The organism is Mesorhizobium sp. YL-MeA3-2017, from assembly GCF_030814575.1.
GTDB lineage: Bacteria > Pseudomonadota > Alphaproteobacteria > Rhizobiales > Rhizobiaceae > Mesorhizobium > Mesorhizobium terrae.
In genome coordinates this window covers 323,280-342,506 of the sequence record NZ_JAUSVH010000001.1, presented here as the reverse complement: position 1 = coordinate 342,506, position 19,227 = coordinate 323,280, and the positions used below count along the sequence as shown (strand labels likewise).

The following is a 19,227-nucleotide window of genomic DNA, read 5'->3' as shown; positions in this document are numbered from 1 at the left end:
CGGCGTCATTAAAATGGCGCGGCGCAAAATGGCGTCGAGGCGATCACACCGTCGCGGGAATGAGGAACGCCTCCAGATAACCTTTCCCGGGAGCGGCATTGGCAAGGCCGTCGTCGAAACGGATGACGGCAAGCCCCGAGGTCGGGAAGCCGTGCTCCAGCGTTTCATGGGCGGACGGATCACCATCGCCCGACACCGCCATGGCCAGGTCCTCCATCATCGGATTGTGGCCGATGACGAGCAGCGAACCATAGCCGCCATTGTCGCGGATGATCTGCAAATAACCGGCGGCGTCCTCGCTGTAGAGCTTGTCGAAATAGAGCACGCGGCCGGTGTCGGTATGGCTGGCGATGCCGCCGAGCGTCTCGCGCGCTCGCAGCGCGCCGGAACACAAAGTGAGGTCGGGAACATAGCCGTTGGCGCGCATGGCGGTACCGATCGCCTCGGCATCGGCAATTCCGGAAGGGTCGAGCGCGCGGTCGAAGTCGCGCGTACCGGGCAGGGCCCATCCAGCCTTGGCATGCCTGAGAAGATAGAGTTTCGCCACCAACACCCCCGTCCTGCCGGCGCCGGTCGCCGGTTCTCCGTTACAGGATTAGCCAGCGGATCGTTTCGGCGCAACGTTGCAGGCATTGGCAAATATGCCACAAGCGGCACGACCTGGGGTTGATCGGGGGCGCGGGCGAACCGCGGCGGGACCTGTATTAACAAATGCGCAACATGTCGACTGTTTGCGCTTGTACAGCCATTGCCTCGCGAATATATAGGCGCCAAATTTAGGGCAGTCGGGTGAGTCGAATGAGCGCAATTATAGCTTCCGATTACATACCCTCCGAAGACGAGCCGTTCATGAACGAACGGCAAAAATCATACTTTCGGCAAAAGCTGATTACCTGGAAGAATGATATTCTGCGCGAGGCGCGCGAAACTCTCGAAATCCTGCAGCAGGAAAATGCAAATCATCCCGATCTGGCCGACCGTGCATCGTCGGAGACAGACCGGGCGATCGAGCTCAGGGCGCGCGACCGTCAGCGCAAACTGATCTCCAAGATCGATTCCGCCCTGCAGCGTATCGACGAGGGTACCTATGGCTATTGCGAGGAGACGGGTGAGCCGATCTCGCTGAAGCGCCTCGACGCACGCCCGATCGCGACTTTGTCGATCGAGGCGCAGGAACGCCACGAGCGCCGCGAAAAGGTCTATCGCGACGATTGAGGCCGGCTTTGGCCGTATGACAGTCTTTGTGAGGATGGCCGGCTTGCCGGCCATTTTCTTTTGCGGTCGCTGTTAAGAGCGCCCTGAAACCTGCTTGTGCGGTTCCGCCCGGCGCGCCCGGGCAGTCATTCGCTTCAGGAACCGCTCTCCCGGGGTGGCGATTTCAGCGCTTGTGGTTGGAAAGCTCGCCCAGCAGCTTGGCCATTTCGTCGTCGAGCGACGGCGAAGCCTTGGCGCCGCTTTTGGCCGGCGGCAGGGCGTCTTCCTCCAGCGACACTTCCAGTTCCTGCATCAGCGCGTCGTCGAGAAGATCGTCGGTGACGGGTGGCGGCGGCGTTCGCAGGGCGGTTTCCGCTCGTACAGGCTCGGCCCGTGGGGCGGGCTGCGCTGCCGGCTGCGGCTGGACACGCGGCGCTGCCGCTGGCGCCACCGGTTCGCGATGCGACACATGGTTCGCCTGCTGGCGTGGCGGCTCCTGCCGCACGGGCTGGGGCGCGGGTGCCGGCTGGGCCGGGCGCTGCTGTTGCCTGGCAGGCGCCGGAGCTGCCGCCTGCGGCTGGCCGTCTCCGGTCAGCACCGGGCGGCGCGAGGGAACCATGCGGATATCGCGCTCGACCACCACGTCGGTCGGTCCGCCGATCAGGATCAGATGTTCGATGTCGTCGCGGCGCACCAGCACCAGGCGGCGGTGGCTGTCCACGGCGGTGGCGTCCATCACCGCCAGGCGGGTCTTGCGGTTGCGGCCGCCGGCCACATAGGTGCCGAAGGTCAGGCTGCGGATCAGCTTGACGATGAGCAGGATGACCACGAGGAACACCAGCGCGGCGAGGGTCCACAGGATGGCGGGCGCGTAATTCGGCCCCGCAATGCTTTCCAGCCAACCCAGCATCGACATCCCCACAACTATCCGGCCCCGTACGTGCGGCGACACTAATTGTGCCGTCCGGCCGTCGCAAGGCGCGTTTCATGCATTGTGAACAGGACGCCACAGAACATCATTCCATACGGCCGTCGATGGTGCTGTTTTTGACTTACATTTGCCAGCGGGGTCTTTTCCGGGCAGGGAGAATATGATTCAACCGGGCGAGTCGGGCGCCGTCGGCTGCAGCGCAGTCTCATCGCAAGTCCATAACAGGCTCTAGAATTGGTGAGCAGGGGGCATATGGCCAAGGAAACGGGCGGCGAGTTCTATCCCATGCCGATCGTCGACCAGGGCACGCGGCCGGGTGCCGTAACCCGGCTGATCGTCTTCATGGTGGTGCTGGCCGGCGCCGCGATCGTCTTCGGCCTTTTCCGCGAGCGTTTCGGCGATCCCTTCCTGCTCGGCATGCTCGGCGTGCTGGCGATGATCGGCGTCGGCTTCCTGTTCGCCACGGCGATCGGCTTCGTCCAGATCGCGCCGCGCTCGACCAGCGACGAACTGTCCAAGGCCTATGTGGATTCCATGTCGCAGGGCCTGCTGGTAACCGACGCCAAGGACCGCGTGGTCTACGCCAACCGTGCCTATGCCGCGATGACCGGCGCAACCGCTGCCGCCGACGTCAAGACGGTGGAGGGGCTGCTTTCCGACATTCCGGAGGCGACCGGCACGATTTACCGGCTGGCGGCTGGTTTGCGCGACGGCCAGGCCGGCGATGGCGAATTCAGGCTCACCCATTCGATCCGGCCGGGCGCCGAACCCGGCGCGCACTGGTACCGCACCAGGGCGCGCACTTTCTCGGTGCCGGGCCTGCGCCAGCCCCTGTCGGCCTGGCAGCTCGCCGACATTTCGGCCGAGCGCGCCGAACAGGAGCGTTTCTTCCTCGACCTGCAGCAAGCGATCGATCATCTCGACCATGCGCCGGCCGGGTTCTTCGCCGCTGACCCGGAAGGTCGCGTCACCTATGTCAACGCGACGCTTGCCGAATGGCTGGGCATCGATCTGACATCCTTCTCGCCGGGTGCCGTGGCGCTTTCCGACATCGTTGCCGGCGACGGCATGGCGCTGATCCGCTCGGTGCGCGCTGATCCAGGCACGACGCGCAATGCCGTCATCGACCTCGATCTCACCACCATGGCCGGCAAGGCGCTGCCGGTGCGTTTCATGCACCGGGTTTCGGCCAGCCGCGAAGGCTTGAGCGGGCCCAGTCGCACCATCGTGTTGAACCGTACGCAAGGCGAGGACGCCTCGGCCGATCTGCGCGCCTCGGAAATCCGCTTCACCCGCTTCTTCAACTCGACGCCGATGGCGATCGCCGGCGTCGATCATGCCGGCCGCATCCTGCGCACCAACGCGCCGTTCCTGTCGCTGTTTTCCCCAGCCGTCGATCGCGACTCGCTCGACCGCAAGGTACGGCTCGACACCGTCATCCACGAGCGCGACCGCCCGGCTTTTGCCGCAGCGCTCGAAAGCGCGCGCCAGCGGCAGGCTGAGATCGCGCCCATCGACACCGTGCTGCCCGACAATGAGGAGCGGCATGTGCGCTTCTACGTCAACGCGGTTGCCGACGGCACCGACGGCGAAGGCGCCGAGGAAGCGGCCATCGTCTATGCGGTGGAGACCACCGAGCAGAAGGCGCTCGAAGGCCAGATGGCGCAGAGCCAGAAGATGCAGGCGGTCGGCCAGCTCGCCGGCGGCATCGCGCACGACTTCAACAACGTGCTCACCGCCATCATCATGGCTTCCGACCTTCTGCTCGCCAATCACCGGCCGTCGGACCCGTCCTTCCCGGACATCATGAACATCAAGCAGAACGCCAACCGTGCCGCCTCCCTGGTGCGCCAGCTGCTGGCTTTCTCGCGCAAGCAGACGCTGCGGCCCGAGGTGCTTAACCTCACCGACGTGCTGGCGGACCTACGCATGCTGCTCGCCCGGCTGGTCGGCAATACCATCAAGCTCAAGGTCGATCATGGCCGCGATCTGTGGCCGGTCAGGGTCGACATCGGCCAGTTCGAGCAGGTGGTGGTCAATCTGGCTGTCAACGCGCGCGACGCGATGCCGTCGGGCGGCGATCTCACCGTGCGCACCAAGAATGTCACCACTGATGAATGCGCCACCTACGGCTATCGCGAATTGCCCGCGGCCGACTACGTCGCGGTCGAGGTCGAGGATACCGGTTCGGGCATTGCGCCGGATGTGCTGAAGAAGATCTTCGAGCCGTTCTTCACCACCAAGGAAGTGGGCAAGGGCACCGGCCTCGGTCTGTCGATGGTCTACGGCATCATCAAGCAGACCGGCGGTTTCATCTTCTGCGATTCGGAAGTCGGCAAGGGCACGACCTTCCGCATCTTCCTGCCGCGCCATGTCGCGGAGGCGCCGAAGCAGCCAGCCGAGGCGAAGTCGCAGATCGCCGGAGAGGCGGTCGGTGGCGAGACCGCTGCCGCAGCACCCGCAAAGACCGCCGATGCCGCCAGGAATGGCGACGCCAAGGACCTGTCCGGCTCTGCCATAGTCCTGCTCGTCGAGGACGAGGACGCGGTGCGCATGGGTGGGGTCAGGGCGCTGAAGTCGCGCGGCTATACCGTGCACGAGGCGACGTCAGGCGTCGAGGCGCTGGAGATTTTCGACGAACTCAAGGGCAAGATCGACATCGTCGTGTCGGACGTGGTGATGCCGGAGATGGACGGGCCGACCCTGCTCGGCGAACTGCGCAAGCGCCAGCCCAACATCAAGTTCGTCTTCGTCTCGGGTTATGCCGAGGACGCTTTCGCCAAGAACCTGCCGGCCGATGCCCAATTCGGCTTCCTGCCGAAGCCGTTCTCGCTCAAGCAATTGGCAACCGTCGTCAAGGACGTGCTGGAAAGCTGAGTTTTCGACCTAGCGCAGCGTGCAGGTCGCGGCGCTCGCCGCGCCGTCGGGCTGGCGCATGATGATGTCGAAGAAGATATTCTTCGGCCCGTCCTCGGTGGCCTGGGTGAGGGAGACCTTGTTGCCGCCAGTCGAGAAGCCGCCGAGCGGCCCAAGCCAGGTGATCTCGCCGTTCTTGTCCATCTCGTAATTGTACCCCTGCATGGCCGGTCCGTAGGTCGGGCCGCTATAGACGCGTCCCTTGATGGTGATGTCACCGAGATAGAGGAAGGCGCCAAGCAGGTAGACCTCGCAGCGATAGCCGCCGTCGGGCAGGGTGCCGTCGGCGATACCGGCGCGTGCACTGCCGGCAACAAGTGCTGCGGCGAGCGAAAGCGGGATCAGGAGGCGGCGCTTCATCGGCTGGATCCGGTTGCGTTGCCAAGCATGCAGCATTTTTTCGACAGAGCCGCAACATTGGAACGGGAAGGCGCTTGCGTAATGTGGAGCGCTGCAATCATATATAGCCGACCTCTAATACGGCTCTTGGCCTTACCGATCCATGTTATGCTTTGCATGGCCTTGGTGAGTCGGCCGTTTTTCCGCGTCACACTTGATTTGGGGGCAGATCGAGGAAGACGTCGCCGGCGCTGGCAAGTTCCACGCAAGCGATGAAGCGTAGGCTTCCTTCCGCGATCTGAGCGTTGCTAAGCGCATCGGGCAAGGGGACGGGCCGGTGGAGACTTTCTTCGAGGACTACCAGAAACGGCGCCTGGTCAACCGCGCCGACATTCTGACCGCCATCAATATTCTGAAATCGCAGGGCTATGACGAGGACGAGATCATTACCGAGATCACGCGCGTCTTTTATGTCGACCTCGATGAATACAATGAGCTGGTAAGGGCAGCCTGATCCGGGTGCGGCCAGGCCTTCGGGCTTAGCCAACAAGAGCCGGGATCGCTGTGCTCCTTTGTGGTATTATCGCTGATGCAGCGGGGGACGCGGCATGAAGCACCTCATCGTCGTTCATGGCAGGGACATCAAGCCGGCGGGTTCGGAGCTCGCCTCGCTGTCGAAGCGGGCGATCGTCAGAGGCTTGCAGCGGGCAGGGCGCGCCGACATCGCCCAAGGCGTGGCGAGTGGCGCTGTTCGTTTCTCCAGCGCCTATTACGGTGACATCAACAACCGCATCGAAGCTTCCTACAGCGCCAAGACGGCGGCGCTGCTGACCGCGCAGAACGATGCCGGTTACGCTTTCAGGCCGTGCTTTCCTGCCGCCGAGCTGGAAGCGGCCTACGCCATGACCGACGCGCTGCGCAGCTTCAACCTGGCCGCCTATCGGCATGTGCTGGATATCGCCGATGACTGGCGGCTGCTCGACGAGGCGGCGGATGCCGCCAGCCTGTTCGGCAGCCTTCTCACCTTCGGCCTGCTCAACACGCTGGTGGTGGAAACGGTCAAGTCGGACCTCACCGCCTATCTGACCTCGCAGCGTGTCGGCTCCGAGATCCGCGCCCGGCTGCAGCAGGTTCTGGAGCCGGCACTGGCGGCGGGCGACGACATCTGCCTGGTCACCCACAGCCTCGGCTGCATGGTCGCCTATGATGTCTTCTGGAAATATTCGTTCCGGTCCGAATACGCGCATATGCGCGACGCCGGCCGGAAGGTGAACCTGTGGCTCACCATCGGCTGTCCGCTGGGCGAGGTCGGCGTGCAGCGCAACCTGCTCGACGGTGTGGTGCTGGACGACGAGAAATATCCGCGCGACCAGTTCCTCGACTGGGTCAACGTACATGCCGAGGACGACTATATCGCCCATGCCGAAAGCATGCGTTCGGCGTTCTCGACCATGCGTTCGAAGAAGTATTGCCGTTCGATCACAGACAAGAAGATCTACAATTGCTGGTATTACCGCGACGCCGCCAAGGGGCGGCTCGTGTCCAACCCGCACGACCTTTACGGCTACCTGATGAACCAGGACACGGCCAAATACATCGCGCAATGGGCGGCTTAGGCCGCGCCGCCTAGAGCGGAATGTTGTCGTGCTTCTTCCAGGGGTTCTGGAGGTCCTTGTTGCGCAGCATCCTGAGCGCGCGCGCCACACGCCGGCGCGTCGAATGCGGCATGATCACCTCGTCGACATAACCGCGCTCCGCCGCCACGAAAGGCGACAGGAAACGATCCTCGTAGCGCTTGGTGTGGGCGGCGATCTTGTCGGCGTCGCCGATATCCTTGCGGTAGATGATCTCAACCGCGCCCTTGGCGCCCATCACCGCGATCTGCGCCGTCGGCCAGGCGTAGTTCATGTCGCCGCGCAGATGTTTCGAGGCCATGACGTCATAGGCGCCGCCAAAGGCCTTGCGGGTGATCACGGTCACCTTCGGCACGGTCGCCTCGGCATAGGCGAACAGAAGCTTGGCGCCATGCTTGATCAGTCCGCCATATTCCTGCGCGGTGCCCGGCAGGAAACCCGGTACGTCAACGAAGGTGACGAGGGGGATGTTGAAACAGTCGCAGAAGCGCACGAAACGCGCCGCCTTGCGGCTTGCGTCCGAATCCAGAACGCCGGCCAGCACCATCGGCTGGTTGGCGATGAAACCCACCGTGCGGCCCTCGACGCGGCCGAGGCCGGTGACGATGTTCTTGGCGAAGGAGGCCTGGATTTCGAAGAAGTCGCCTTCGTCCACCGTCTTCAGGATCAGTTCCTTGATGTCGTAGGGCTTGTTGGCGTTGTCGGGAATCAGGCGGTCGAGCGACATGTCGTGGTCGGTCACCGACTGGTAGCATTCGATCTCGGGGATCTCGGCGGTGTTGGAGGCCGGCAAGAGGTCAACCAGCCGCCGCATCTGCAGCAGCGCCTCGACGTCATTGTCATAGGCGCCGTCGGCGATCGACGATTTCGTCGTGTGCACGGAGGCGCCGCCGAGCTGTTCGGCCGTCACCGTCTCGTTGGTCACCGTCTTCACCACGTCCGGTCCGGTGACGAACATGTAGGAGGTGTCGCGCACCATGAAGATGAAGTCGGTCATTGCCGGCGAATAGACGTCGCCGCCGGCGCAGGGGCCCATGATCAGCGAAATCTGCGGGATGACGCCGGAGGCCAAGACGTTGCGCTGGAAGATTTCGGCATAACCGCCGAGAGCGGCCACGCCTTCCTGGATGCGGGCGCCGCCGGCGTCGTAGAGGCCGATGATCGGCGCGCGGTTGCGCAGCGCCATATCCTGTACCTTCATCACCTTCTCGGCATGGGCTTCCGACAGCGAGCCGCCGAACACGGTGAAATCCTTGGCGAAGAGATAGACCGGGCGGCCGTTGACCGTGCCCCAGCCGGTGACGACGCCGTCGCCGGCCACCTTCGATTTCTCCATGCCGAAATCGGTCGAGCGGTGCTCGACATACATGTCGAACTCCTCGAACGAACCTTCGTCGAGGAAGATCTCGATGCGCTCGCGCGCGGTCAGCTTGCCCTTGGCGTGCTGGGCGTCGATGCGGGCCTGGCCGCCGCCAAGCCTGGCGATCTCGCGCCGACGCTCGAGTTCCTTCAGCACTTCCTTCATCGGGCGGCCTCCCTGCAATGCTCTGTCCGCTTTTGGTATCGGCGCGGCGAGGGGAGTGCAAGCAGGGCTTTGGTTTCACGATGCAAACCGGCATTTCGTCGCTTCGACGGCGAAATATTGGCGGGCCTTAAGGGCAAGCCCCGTCGCCGCATCGGGATAGCTCGTTCTGCCCGCTGGGATATATGCGCAATGCTGCAATGCAACATCGCGCTCTTGCTTTTTTGAGCGAACTCCTCCATATGCCGCTTCATAGGCGCTCGGGCCGGGGCTTTCCCGGCTTTCTCCTTGATTGAGACTGGTTGCGTCTGTTCCCCTTGCTTTGGGCAAGGCGGTGTAAGTCCCGCGGCAAGAGGCTGGCGGGCACGACAGCGCAGCCGAGCGGGCTAAAAGCCCGCCCGCCTTGTCGTCCCATTCCTGTTTTTGACGGCGGGTTGCGCCCGGCCGCCATCGCTGTTTGCGGCAATGTCCGCATGAAAGAAGATTGTTTTGACCAATGAAATCGCTGCGGAGCTGAACGGCTTCGCCAAACTCGGAATTTCCGGCCAGCTCCTGAAGGCTACCGTTGCGGCGGGCTTCACCGAGCCCAAGCCGATCCAGGAGCAGGCTATCCCGGCGCAGCTCGCCGGCCGTGATATCCTGGGCATCGCCCAGACCGGCTCGGGCAAGACGGCCGCCTTCGCGCTGCCGATCCTGTCCAAGATCATCGCGCTCGGCACCAAGCGCCGGCCGAAGACGGCGCGCGCGCTGATCCTGGCGCCGACCCGCGAGCTGGCTGTCCAGATCGAGGAAACCGTCAAGGTGCTCGCCAAGGGCGCTCATGTCTCCACCGCACTGGTTCTGGGCGGTGTTTCCCGCTTCAGCCAGGTCCGCAAGATCGGCCCCGGCGTCGATTTCCTGATCGCCACGCCCGGCCGCCTCATGGACCTGGTGCGCGAGAAGGACGTCATCCTCTCCGAGACCACCTGGCTGGTGCTCGACGAGGCCGACCGCATGCTCGACATGGGCTTCATCAACGACGTCAAGCGCATCGCCAAGGCCACCCATCCGGCCAGGCAGACCGCGCTGTTCTCGGCCACGATGCCGTCCGAGATCGAGCAGTTGACGCAAAGCCTGCTGCGCGAGCCGGTGCGTGTCGAAGTGGCGCCGCAGGGCACCACCGCCGCCGAGATCGTGCAGAGCGTCGTGCTCGCCCGCACCAAGCAGAAGCGCAAGGTTCTGTCCGACATGCTGGCCGACGAAGCCATGAGCTCGGTGATCGTGTTCGCGCGCACCAAGCATGGTGCAGATCGCGTCACCAAGGATCTGGAGCGCGACGGCTTCGAGGCCGCCGTGATCCACGGCAACAAGAGCCAGAACGCCCGCCAGAACGCGCTGAACGGGTTCCGCAACGGTACGGTGCGCATTCTGGTCGCCACCGACATCGCCGCGCGCGGCATCGACGTGCCCGGCATCAGCCACGTCGTCAACTTCGACCTGCCGGATGAGGCGGAAAGCTATGTCCACCGCATCGGCCGCACCGGCCGCAACGGCCGCGATGGCATTGCGATCACGCTGGTCGATCCGTCGGAGAACAGCAAGCTGCGCCAGGTCGAGCGCATCATCCGCATGAAGCTGCCGGTGCTGGCCGACCATCTCGGCCAGCCCGATCCGGCGCGCGAGCCGCGTCCGCAGGGCGAGCGCGGTTTCGAGCCGGCCAATGACGGCGCGCGCGAAGGCCGCGAGCATCGCCGCGACGGCCGGCCGCGCAATGACGGCTTCGGCAAGAAACGCTTCGGCGGCAAGCCGGGCGGACGTCCGTTCTCCGGCAAGCCGGATGGCGAGCGTGGCGCCCAGGGCGAGCGCAGCCCGAGCGGTGACCGCCCCTTCAGTGGCAAGCCGGCCGGCGAACGGCATTTCCACGGCAAGCCCAAGGGCGATCGTCCGTTCACGGACAAGCCGCATGGCGAGCGCAAGCCGGATGGCAACAAGCCGTTCCGCAACAAGCGCCGCTTCGGCCGCAAGCCGGCCGCGCGGGCTGCCTAACCAACAGAGCGGGGCCATCCGGTTCGGATTGGCCCCGTTTTTCTTTTTGATGCCACATGCCTTGAAACCGATGTCCTTCACGTTACGCCGCCTGGTTCTTGAGGACATGGATCGTGTCGCCATCGTCCTGCGGCAAGCCTTCGACGAGCGACTGCCCTGGCTTGCCGGGCTGCACACGCCCGACGAGGACAGGGCCTTCTTCCGAAATCACGTCTATCGGACATGCGAGATCTGGGGTGCGCTAGACGGCGATATCGTCGGCTTCATCGCGTTCCGGGACGGCTGGGTGGACCAGCTTTACGTGCTGCCGGCCCATCAGGGACGCGGTATGGGCACGGCATTGCTGGATATCGCCAAGGCAGCCTCACCGAGGGTGCAACTATGGACGTTCCAGAAGAATTGGGCTGCGCGCGCTTTCTACGAAAAACACGGTTTTGCCGTCATCGAGGAAACCGACGGCAGCAGCAATGAAGAGCGCGAGCCCGACATTCTCTATCTGTGGCAGAAGCAATCTGCGGCGAACGGCTCAGTCTAGGCGGGAAGCGCTTTAGGTTCCCTGAGATGGGGCGAAGCGAGCCACCAACTCGTGGCTTTCGGCGGCATAGACGAAACGCACCTGCGTGACCGGGTGTTCGGCGTTCCAGGTACGCCGCTCCACCACCAGGCAAGGCGCGCCGACCGCAATGTCGAGAGCAGTTGCAATCGCCTGGTCCGCCGCCATGGCGCGGATGCGATGTTCGGCGGCATTCCACGGCACGCGCCCGACCAGCCAGGGGCTCGGGCTGATGTCGAAGAACTCTTCTTCGTCCGCTTCCGGCACGGCGGTCAGGTTGATCAGGCGCCGTTCCTGGCAGAACGGCCGCTTGCCGGCGAAGTGCCGGCATTCCAGCGCCAGTACCGGTCCGGCGGTTTCGAGGCCGAGCAGGTCGCGATCTTCGGTGTTGGAGCGGCGCTTGTGTCGCGACACGCGCTCGTAGCGGTAGGGCAGGCCGGTCACCTCGACCTCGGTGCGGATATCGTGGATTTCGAGAATCGCCGCCTGCGAATGCGGCTGGCGCACGAAACTGCCGGAGCGGCGGCGGCGCTCGATCAGCCCGGCCTTGGCCAACTGCGACAGCGCCTTGTTCACCGTCATGCGCGAGCAACTGTACTCGGCGGTCAGTTCATGCTCGAAGGGAATGCGATGGCCGGGGGCCCAGGTTCCCGACAGGATCTTCTCGCTGATGTCAGACAGGATACGCTGATGCAGCGACGACGGTTCCGCTGTCATGGTCATCAGTCTGCATCCCCCATCTTTTCAATCCGGCGGCCGTCAACCGGCCGACAGCTTGATCATCACATTCCGGAAGCGTTCGGCAATGGCCTCGCGCGCAAAATGACGGCCGTTCTCGACCCGTTTCTTGCCATGCACCCATGCGCAGTCAATTTGCGTGCCGTTCGCGAAGATCCACGCGTCGAGAATGGCGTCGCCGGATTTGCCGGCAAGTGAAGGGTGGTTCGCATCAAGCGAGACGAAATCGGCGGGCGCGCCGGCTTCGAGGCCGGTTTTCGCAACACCGAGCGCCTGGTTGCCGCCGACCAGGGCGGAGTTGAACAAGTTCCGGCCGTTGGATTGGCCGGGCGCGACCAAAACGTTGCGGGCGCGGTGCAGGATGCGCTCGGAATATTCGAGCTGGCGCAGTTCGTCACTGACGCCGATCAGCACGTTGGAATCGGAACCGACGCCGTAGCGGCCGCCATGGCTTGAGAACAGGGGCCCGGAAAAGGTGCCGTCTCCCAGATTAGCCTCGGTAATCGGGCACAGCCCGGCGATAGCGCCGGATTTCGCCATGGCGATCGTCTCGGCATCGGTCATGTGGGTGGCGTGGATCAGACACCAGCGGCTGTCGACCTGCTGGTTTTCGAGCAGCCATTCGACCGGCCGCTTGCCTGACCAGGCAACGCAGTCGTCCACTTCCTTCACCTGCTCGGCGATGTGGATGTGGATCGGCGCCAGTGGGAGCAGCTTGGCCACATCCGTCAGCTCCGCCGGCGTCGCGGCGCGCAGGCTGTGCGGTGCGACGCCGACAACGCCTCCATCGAGGGCGCCTACAGTCTTCCGCGATTTGTCGAGAAGTTTCGAGAACGCGTTGAGATCGTTGATGAAACGCCTCTGTCCTTCGTTGGGCGCGGTGCCGCCGAAGCTGGAATGCGCATAGAACACCGGCAGCAAGGTCAGCCCTAGCCCGGTCGCGCTGGCGGCGGCGGCGATGCGCTCGGCCATTTCCGCGATGTTGGCATAGGCGCTGCCGTCGTGGTCATGATGCAGATAGTGGAACTCGCCAACTCGGCAAAAACCGGCCTCGAGCATCTCGACATAAAGCTGCGACGCGACCGCCTCGACATCGTCGGGCGTCATCGACAGCGCGAAGCGATACATCACCTCGCGCCAGCTCCAGAAAGAGTCGGCGCCGGGGCCGCGCGTTTCGGCAAGGCCGGCCATGCCACGCTGAAAGGCGTGGCTGTGCAGGTTCGGCATGCCCGGGACGACGATGGCGTGCCGTTCGTCGCCGGGCTGCGCGGTGGTGTCGGGTTGCACCGAGGCAAGCGCGCCGTTGGAAACCGCGATGCGCACATTCCTGCGCCAGCCGTCGGCTAAAAGCGCCTGTTCCGCAAAGATTGCCGTCACGCCATAATCCTCCCTGTGCGTAATCGACGCCAGAATAACACTTGCGCCGCGTCTCAATATGTATATACATAATTTCAGTGGAGTGAAGCGGAAAAAAGCTATGGCTGAGGAGGAGAAGGGCCGGGCAGGGGCAAGCCGCGTGTGGCGCAATGCGCGCCTTGCGACGCTGGCCGAAACTGCCGCAGGTCTTGGTGAAATCGAACGCGGCGCCGTCGTGGCGCGCGATGGCCGCATTGCCTATGCTGGTCCCGAAGCGGACATGCCGGCAACTCCTTCCGGAACTCAAATCGTCGATTGCGAAGGCCGTTGGATCACGCCCGGCCTTATCGACTGCCACACCCATCTCATCCATGCCGGTAACCGCGCCAACGAATTCGAGATGCGGCTGACTGGCGCCACCTATGAAGAAGTCGCCCGCGCCGGCGGCGGCATCGTTTCCTCGGTGAAGGCGCTGCGTGCGGCGAGCGAGGATGAGCTGGTCGCGCAGACCCTGCCGCGCCTCGATGCGTTGATGGCCGAAGGCGTCACTACCGTAGAGGTGAAATCCGGCTACGGGCTCGATCTCGCCAATGAGAAGAAGTCGTTGAGGGCGGCGCGCCGCCTCGGCGTGGCGCGCCCGGTGACGGTGCGCACCACCTTCCTCGGCGCGCATGCGCTGCCGGTCGAGGCCAATGGCGACAAGGACGCTTACATCGACCTGGTGGCCAAAACGATGCTGCCGGCGGTCGCCGCCGACAAGCTCGCCGACGCCGTCGACGGTTTCTGCGAGGGCATCGCCTTTTCGCCGGAGCAGATTGCCCGCGTTTTCGACGCAGCGAAGGCTGCCGGCCTGCCGGTGAAGCTGCATGCCGACCAGCTGTCCAACCTGAATGGTGCCGCGCTTGCGGCCCGCTATGGTGCGCTCTCGGCCGATCATCTCGAATATACCGACGATGCCGGTGCCGCGGCGATGGCCAAGGCTGGAACGGTCGCCGGCATCCTGCCCGGCGCCTATTATTTCATCCGCGAGACGAAGAAGCCGCCGATCGCACTGTTTCGCCAGCATGGCGTGAAGATGGCGGTGGCCACCGACAACAATCCTGGCACTTCGCCGCTCACCTCGCTGCTGCTCACCACGAACATGGCGGCGACGTTGTTTGGCATGACCGTTGACGAATGCATCGCCGGCATCACCCGCGAAGCCGCCCGCGCACTCGGATTGCAGGGCGAAACCGGCACGCTGGAAGCCGGTAAATGGGCCGACCTCGCCATCTGGGATATCGAGCGGCCGGCTGAACTTGTTTATCGCATGGGCTTCAATCCGCTCCATGCTCGTATCTGGAGGGGACAATGACCGAACTCGTACTGAAACCCGGAAACGCCACGCTGGCCGACTGGCGCGCCATCTATCGCGGCGCCGTGCCGGTGCTCGATCCATCCTGCAAGCCGGCCATCGAGGCCAGCGCCAGGGCGGTCGAGCGCATCGTCGCCAAGGGTGAGCCGGTCTATGGCATCAACACCGGCTTCGGCAAACTCGCCAGCGTGCGCATTCCCGCCGCCGACCTTGAAACGCTCCAGCGCAACATCGTGCTCAGCCATGCCGCCGGCGTCGGTGAGCCGATGCCTGTCGCGGTGGCGCGATTGATGATGGCGCTGAAGCTCGCCTCGCTGGCGCAGGGCGCTTCCGGCGTGAAGCCAGCGACGATCGATCTCTTGCAGAAGATGCTGGCCAACGACGTCATTCCGGTGGTGCCGGCGCAAGGCTCGGTCGGCGCTTCTGGCGATCTTGCGCCGCTCTCGCACATGACGGCGGTGATGATCGGCGTTGGCGAATGCTTTACCCCGCATGGCCGCTTCCCGTCCAGGGTCGCCTTTGCCTCGCACGGCCTGGAACCGGTGACGCTGGGCGCCAAGGAAGGGCTGGCGCTGCTCAATGGCACGCAGTTCTCCACCGCCTATGCGCTGGCCGGCCTGTTCGAGGCAGAAGTGCTTTATCAATCGGCGCTGATAGCCGGCGCGCTGTCGACGGATGCCGCGAAAGGTTCCGACGCGCCGTTCGATCCGCGCATTCATCTCTTGCGCAAGCATCGCGGCCAGATCGAGACCGCGGAAGCGCTGCGCAACCTGATGGCCGGCAGCGCCATCCGCGAATCCCACCGCGTCGGCGACGAGCGCGTGCAGGACCCGTATTGCCTGCGCTGCCAGCCGCAGGTCATGGGCGCCGCACTCGACGTTCTGCGCAAGGCCGCCGACACGCTGCAAACCGAGGCCAACGGCGTCACCGACAACCCGCTGATCTTCGCCGAGGACGACACCGCGCTGTCCGGCGGCAATTTCCATGCCGAGCCGGTGGCGTTCGCCGCCGACATGATCGCGCTCGCCGTCTGCGAGATCGGCTCGCTGTCGGAGCGGCGCATCGCCATGCTGGTCGATCCGGCGCTGTCCGGCATGCCGGCCTTCCTGACGCCAAAACCCGGCCTCAACTCCGGTTTCATGATCCCGCAGGTGACGGCGGCCGCACTCGTTTCCGAAAACAAACAGAAGGCCTATCCGGCCTCGGTCGATTCCATCCCGACCTCGGCCAACCAGGAAGACCACGTCTCGATGGCCGCGCATGGCGCGCGCCGCCTGATCGGCATGATCGAGAACGCCACCGCCGTGATCGGCATCGAATTGCTTGCCGCGGCCCAGGGCTGCGATTTCCACCAGCCGCTGGCTTCCAGTGCCGCGCTGGAGGCCGTGCGCAAGGCGGTGCGGACGCAGGTGCCTTATCTCGACGACGACCGTCATTTCCATCCCGACATGGAAAAGGCGATCGCGCTGGTGCGCGGTGGCGCGCTGGTCGAGGCCGCCAAGGCGATCAAGCTGCCGGCGATCAGCGGGGGCGCTGCATGACGCAGCCCGCCTGGCTCACCGTCCAGCGCGGCGAGGCGCCGCTGCTGGTCTCGATCCCGCACACCGGTACCGACCTTGCCGGGCTGGACGATCGTTTCGTCTCTGCCTGGCTCGCCCGCCGCGACGCCGACTGGTGGATCGAGCAGCTTTACGATTTCGCCGTCGGCCTCGGCGCCACCGTGGTGCGCACCACGATCTCGCGTTCCGTCATCGACGTGAACCGCGATCCGTCCGGCGTCTCGCTTTATCCGGGGCAGGCGACGACGGAACTGTGCCCGACAACGACCTTCGACGGTGAACCGCTCTATAAATCAGGGCTTGAGCCGAACACCGACGACGTGGCCGGGCGCCGCAAGATCTATTTCGAACCATACCATGCCGCGCTCGAGGCCGAGATCGCGCGGCTGCGCGGCCTGCACGGCAAGATCGTGCTCTACGATTGCCACTCGATCCGTTCCGTCATCCCGAGGCTGTTCGAAGGCAAGCTGCCGCTGTTCAACCTTGGCACCAATTCCGGCAAGAGCGCCGATCCGGCGCTTGAGAAAAAGGTCGCCGACATCATGGTCGCGACGGGGCGGCCCTGGGTCGTCAACGGCCGCTTCAAGGGCGGCTGGATCACCCGCGATCATGGCCGGCCGCAAGACGGCGTCCATGCCTTGCAGATGGAGCTTTCCTGCCGTGGCTACATGCTGGAGCCGGAAGGCAAGGTCGGTCCGGCCAACTGGCCGAGCCGCTACGATCCCGAATTCGCCGCGCCGATGCGCGCGACGCTGACTGAAATCCTGACGACCGCACTCAACTGGGCGAAGGCCTGATCTTCGAGGGAGCATTCGCATGACCCAACACACCCGTATCGACAATTCCCGCACCATCCGCGCCGCCACCGGCACCGAGCTGACCGCCAAGAGCTGGCTCACCGAAGCGCCGCTGCGCATGCTGATGAACAATCTCGACCCGATCGTCGCCGAAAAGCCCGGCGAGCTGGTGGTCTATGGCGGCATCGGCCGCGCCGCCCGCGACTGGGACAGTTTCGACCGCATCGCCGGCGCGCTGCGCAAGCTCGAGGCTGACGAGACGCTGCTCGTTCAGTCCGGCAAGCCGGTCGGCGTGTTCAAGACGCACAAGGATGCACCGCGGGTTTTGCTGGCCAATTCCAACCTCGTGCCGCACTGGGCGACCTGGGAGCATTTCAACGCGCTCGATAAGAAGGGCCTGATGATGTACGGCCAGATGACGGCCGGTTCCTGGATCTATATCGGCTCGCAGGGCATCGTGCAGGGCACCTACGAGACCTTCGTCGAGCTCGGCCGCCAGCACTACAATGGCGACCTGTCCGGCCGCTGGATCCTCACCGCCGGCCTCGGCGGCATGGGCGGCGCGCAGCCGCTGGCCGCCACCATGGCCGGCGCCTCCTGCCTTGCCGTCGAGTGCCAGCCCTCGCGCATCGAGATGCGTCTGAAGACCGGTTATGTCGACGTCCAGGCCAAGGACCTCGACGATGCGCTGGCCATCATCGACAAGGCCTGCAAGGAAAAGAAGGCGATTTCCGTGGCGCTGCTCGGCAACGCCGCCGACATCTTCCCCGAACTGGTGAAGCGTGGCGTGCGCCCCGACGCGGTCACCGACCAGACCTCGGCCCACGATCCGGTCAATGGCTATCTGCCGCAGGGATGGACCGTCGGGCAATGGGAAGAAAAGCGCGAGCGCGATCCCAACGCTGTCGTCGTCGCCGCCAAGAAATCCATGGCCACCCATGTCAAGGCGATGCTCGACTTCCATAAGATGGGCGTGCCCACCGTCGATTACGGCAACAACATCCGCCAGATGGCACTGGAGGAAGGTGTCAAGGACGCCTTCGATTTCCCCGGTTTCGTGCCGGCCTATATCCGTCCGCTCTTCTGCCGCGGCATCGGCCCGTTCCGCTGGGCAGCACTCTCGGGCGATCCGGAGGATATCTACAAGACCGACGCCAAGGTGAAGGAACTGACCCCCGGCAATCATCACCTGCACAACTGGCTCGACATGGCGCAGAAGCGTATCAAGTTCCAGGGCCTGCCGGCGCGCATCTGCTGGGTCGGCCTCGGCGACCGTCACCGCCTCGGCCTCGCCTTCAACGAAATGGTCGCCAAGGGTGAATTGAAGGCCCCGGTCGTCATCGGCCGCGATCATCTCGATTCCGGCTCGGTCGCGTCGCCCAACCGCGAGACGGAAGCGATGAAGGACGGTTCGGATGCCGTGTCCGACTGGCCGCTGCTGAATGCTCTGCTCAACACCGCGTCAGGTGCCACCTGGGTGTCGCTGCATCACGGCGGCGGCGTCGGCATGGGCTTCTCGCAGCATTCCGGCATGGTCGTCGTCGCCGACGGCACGGAAGATGCGGCACGCCGGCTCGAGCGTGTGTTGTGGAACGATCCGGCCACTGGTGTCATGCGCCATGCCGATGCCGGCTACGACATCGCCATCGAATGCGCCAGGGAACACCAGCTCAACCTGCCGGGCATCCTGGGCTAAACGCGATGCGCATCCTGCGTGCGGCCGATTATCGTTCCATGCCGTGGAAGAACGGCGGCGGCGTGACGACGGAAATCGCCGTCTCGCCGGCCGGCGCCGGACTGGACGATTTCGACTGGCGCATCTCGATGGCGCGCGTCGAGGCGGGCGGGCCGTTCTCGGTCTTTGCCGGCATCGACCGCACGCTGTCGATCCTGGAAGGCGAGGGGATGCGGCTGACGATCGCCGGCCGCGCGCCGGTCGAGCTCACGCGCGCATCCGATCCGCTTTTCTTTCCCGCCGACGCGGCGACCGATGCGTCGCTGCCGGCGGGACCGATTACCGACCTCAATGTCATGACCCGCCGTGGCCGCGCGCGCCACGGCGTTCGCCGGCTGGTGCTTGCCAAGCCGTTCGACTTCGTCTCTGAAGCCGCCACCACGCTTCTGTTCTGCCATCAAGGCAGCATCGCGATCGGCGAATCGTCGCCCGTCGCGCTCGATGCCCACGACACGCTGTGGCTCGACGGAGCCAGCGAAACGCTGCGGCTCGTGCCCCAGCCGCACGCGATCCTTTTTGTGATCGCCATCCAAAACGATTAAAGGCTGATTCCAAGCGTTATCGCGCCCGGCCC

At 64.6% G+C, this 19,227-nt stretch carries 17 protein-coding genes; 11 read left to right on the top strand and 6 right to left on the bottom strand.

The features are described from left to right. Positions 1-43 precede the first annotated feature (43 nt). Positions 44-547 carry a SixA phosphatase family protein gene (locus QFZ88_RS01485; protein ID WP_024922231.1) on the bottom strand — a complete coding sequence of 168 codons (504 nt, stop codon included), beginning with the start codon at positions 545-547 and terminating at the stop codon, positions 44-46. A 251-nt stretch (positions 548-798) separates the two neighbouring features. Here QFZ88_RS01485 and dksA point away from each other — a divergent pair, with 251 nt between their 5' ends. Continuing rightward, the gene (dksA, locus tag QFZ88_RS01480; protein ID WP_024922232.1) at positions 799-1,215 is read left to right on the top strand and encodes an RNA polymerase-binding protein DksA; all 417 of its coding nucleotides are present in this window, start codon (positions 799-801) and stop codon (positions 1,213-1,215) included. A gap of 163 nt (positions 1,216-1,378) precedes the next feature. Here the strand turns inward: dksA and QFZ88_RS01475 are convergent, their stop codons facing one another. Further along, positions 1,379-2,104, bottom strand: coding sequence for a flagellar biosynthetic protein FliO (locus QFZ88_RS01475; RefSeq protein WP_036254749.1), 726 nt, complete (start codon positions 2,102-2,104; stop codon positions 1,379-1,381). A 273-nt stretch (positions 2,105-2,377) separates the two neighbouring features. On the opposite strand from QFZ88_RS01475, the gene cckA reads away from it, so the two are divergent. Then, complete coding sequence (cckA, locus tag QFZ88_RS01470; RefSeq protein WP_024922234.1) at positions 2,378-5,002, top strand: cell cycle histidine kinase CckA; 2,625 nt, start codon at positions 2,378-2,380, stop codon at positions 5,000-5,002. A 9-nt stretch (positions 5,003-5,011) separates the two neighbouring features. Here cckA and QFZ88_RS01465 read toward each other — a convergent pair whose 3' ends face one another. Continuing rightward, positions 5,012-5,401: a hypothetical protein gene (locus tag QFZ88_RS01465; protein WP_024922235.1), complete on the bottom strand. Its 390-nt coding sequence runs from the start codon at positions 5,399-5,401 to the stop codon at positions 5,012-5,014. Between the two features lie 316 nt (positions 5,402-5,717). Between QFZ88_RS01465 and QFZ88_RS01460 the strand changes: the two genes are divergently transcribed. Both QFZ88_RS01460 and QFZ88_RS01455 read left to right on the top strand, forming a co-directional pair. Continuing rightward, positions 5,718-5,894, top strand: coding sequence for a hypothetical protein (locus tag QFZ88_RS01460; RefSeq protein ID WP_162835308.1), 177 nt, complete (start codon positions 5,718-5,720; stop codon positions 5,892-5,894). 94 nt (positions 5,895-5,988) lie between these two features. Continuing rightward, positions 5,989-6,996, top strand: a complete 1,008-nt coding sequence (locus tag QFZ88_RS01455; protein ID WP_024922236.1) for a hypothetical protein — start codon at positions 5,989-5,991, stop codon at positions 6,994-6,996. A gap of 10 nt (positions 6,997-7,006) precedes the next feature. Here QFZ88_RS01455 and QFZ88_RS01450 read toward each other — a convergent pair whose 3' ends face one another. Then, positions 7,007-8,539 carry an acyl-CoA carboxylase subunit beta gene (locus QFZ88_RS01450; protein ID WP_024922237.1) on the bottom strand — a complete coding sequence of 511 codons (1,533 nt, stop codon included), beginning with the start codon at positions 8,537-8,539 and terminating at the stop codon, positions 7,007-7,009. Between the two features lie 486 nt (positions 8,540-9,025). Between QFZ88_RS01450 and QFZ88_RS01445 the strand changes: the two genes are divergently transcribed. Together QFZ88_RS01445 and QFZ88_RS01440 are read left to right on the top strand one after the other, a co-directional pair. Further along, positions 9,026-10,561, top strand: coding sequence for a DEAD/DEAH box helicase (locus tag QFZ88_RS01445; RefSeq protein ID WP_024922238.1), 1,536 nt, complete (start codon positions 9,026-9,028; stop codon positions 10,559-10,561). Beyond that, positions 10,479-11,096 carry a GNAT family N-acetyltransferase gene (locus tag QFZ88_RS01440; protein ID WP_307416927.1) on the top strand — a complete coding sequence of 206 codons (618 nt, stop codon included), beginning with the start codon at positions 10,479-10,481 and terminating at the stop codon, positions 11,094-11,096. Before QFZ88_RS01445 ends, QFZ88_RS01440 begins: the two co-directional genes overlap by 83 nt. Positions 11,097-11,108: 12 nt before the next feature. On the opposite strand, the gene hutC is transcribed toward QFZ88_RS01440, so the two are convergent. Both hutC and QFZ88_RS01430 read right to left on the bottom strand, forming a co-directional pair. Next, positions 11,109-11,837, bottom strand: a complete 729-nt coding sequence (gene hutC / locus QFZ88_RS01435; RefSeq protein ID WP_024922240.1) for a histidine utilization repressor — start codon at positions 11,835-11,837, stop codon at positions 11,109-11,111. 36 nt (positions 11,838-11,873) lie between these two features. Further along, positions 11,874-13,229 carry a formimidoylglutamate deiminase gene (locus tag QFZ88_RS01430; protein WP_024922241.1) on the bottom strand — a complete coding sequence of 452 codons (1,356 nt, stop codon included), beginning with the start codon at positions 13,227-13,229 and terminating at the stop codon, positions 11,874-11,876. Positions 13,230-13,329: 100 nt separating this feature from the next. Between QFZ88_RS01430 and hutI the strand changes: the two genes are divergently transcribed. Genes hutI through QFZ88_RS01405 form a run of 5 tightly spaced genes read left to right on the top strand, consistent with a single transcriptional unit; the run spans position 13,330 to position 19,195 of the window. After that, entirely contained in the window at positions 13,330-14,562 is a 1,233-nt protein-coding gene (gene hutI / locus QFZ88_RS01425; RefSeq protein WP_024922242.1) for an imidazolonepropionase, read from the top strand. Continuing rightward, complete coding sequence (gene hutH / locus QFZ88_RS01420) at positions 14,559-16,103, top strand: histidine ammonia-lyase (RefSeq protein ID WP_024922243.1); 1,545 nt, start codon at positions 14,559-14,561, stop codon at positions 16,101-16,103. The genes hutI and hutH overlap by 4 nt, the downstream gene beginning before the upstream one ends. Then, the gene (hutG, locus tag QFZ88_RS01415) at positions 16,100-16,918 is read left to right on the top strand and encodes an N-formylglutamate deformylase (protein WP_024922244.1); all 819 of its coding nucleotides are present in this window, start codon (positions 16,100-16,102) and stop codon (positions 16,916-16,918) included. The genes hutH and hutG overlap by 4 nt, the downstream gene beginning before the upstream one ends. A 19-nt stretch (positions 16,919-16,937) precedes the next feature. Next, positions 16,938-18,614 (top strand): urocanate hydratase, encoded by a 1,677-nt coding sequence (hutU, locus tag QFZ88_RS01410; RefSeq protein ID WP_024922245.1) that lies wholly within the window; start codon positions 16,938-16,940, stop codon positions 18,612-18,614. Between the two features lie 5 nt (positions 18,615-18,619). Then, positions 18,620-19,195 carry a HutD family protein gene (locus QFZ88_RS01405; RefSeq protein ID WP_024922246.1) on the top strand — a complete coding sequence of 192 codons (576 nt, stop codon included), beginning with the start codon at positions 18,620-18,622 and terminating at the stop codon, positions 19,193-19,195. Positions 19,196-19,227: the final 32 nt, after the last annotated feature.

What these genes read in the sequence shown, in the direction of transcription:
- hutI (WP_024922242.1), top strand. Translation starts at nt 13,330, where the DNA reads ATGGCTGAGGAGGAGAAGGGCCGGGCAGGGGCAAGCCGCGTGTGGCGC.
- hutG (WP_024922244.1), top strand. Translation starts at nt 16,100, where the DNA reads ATGACGCAGCCCGCCTGGCTCACCGTCCAGCGCGGCGAGGCGCCGCTG.
- hutH (WP_024922243.1), top strand. Translation starts at nt 14,559, where the DNA reads ATGACCGAACTCGTACTGAAACCCGGAAACGCCACGCTGGCCGACTGG.
- cckA (WP_024922234.1), top strand. Translation starts at nt 2,378, where the DNA reads ATGGCCAAGGAAACGGGCGGCGAGTTCTATCCCATGCCGATCGTCGAC.
- QFZ88_RS01475 (WP_036254749.1), bottom strand. Translation starts at nt 2,104, where the DNA reads ATGCTGGGTTGGCTGGAAAGCATTGCGGGGCCGAATTACGCGCCCGCC.
- dksA (WP_024922232.1), top strand. Translation starts at nt 799, where the DNA reads ATGAGCGCAATTATAGCTTCCGATTACATACCCTCCGAAGACGAGCCG.
- QFZ88_RS01465 (WP_024922235.1), bottom strand. Translation starts at nt 5,401, where the DNA reads ATGAAGCGCCGCCTCCTGATCCCGCTTTCGCTCGCCGCAGCACTTGTT.
- QFZ88_RS01440 (WP_307416927.1), top strand. Translation starts at nt 10,479, where the DNA reads ATGGCGAGCGCAAGCCGGATGGCAACAAGCCGTTCCGCAACAAGCGCC.
- QFZ88_RS01405 (WP_024922246.1), top strand. Translation starts at nt 18,620, where the DNA reads ATGCGCATCCTGCGTGCGGCCGATTATCGTTCCATGCCGTGGAAGAAC.
- hutC (WP_024922240.1), bottom strand. Translation starts at nt 11,837, where the DNA reads ATGACCATGACAGCGGAACCGTCGTCGCTGCATCAGCGTATCCTGTCT.
- QFZ88_RS01450 (WP_024922237.1), bottom strand. Translation starts at nt 8,539, where the DNA reads ATGAAGGAAGTGCTGAAGGAACTCGAGCGTCGGCGCGAGATCGCCAGG.
- hutU (WP_024922245.1), top strand. Translation starts at nt 16,938, where the DNA reads ATGACCCAACACACCCGTATCGACAATTCCCGCACCATCCGCGCCGCC.
- QFZ88_RS01455 (WP_024922236.1), top strand. Translation starts at nt 5,989, where the DNA reads ATGAAGCACCTCATCGTCGTTCATGGCAGGGACATCAAGCCGGCGGGT.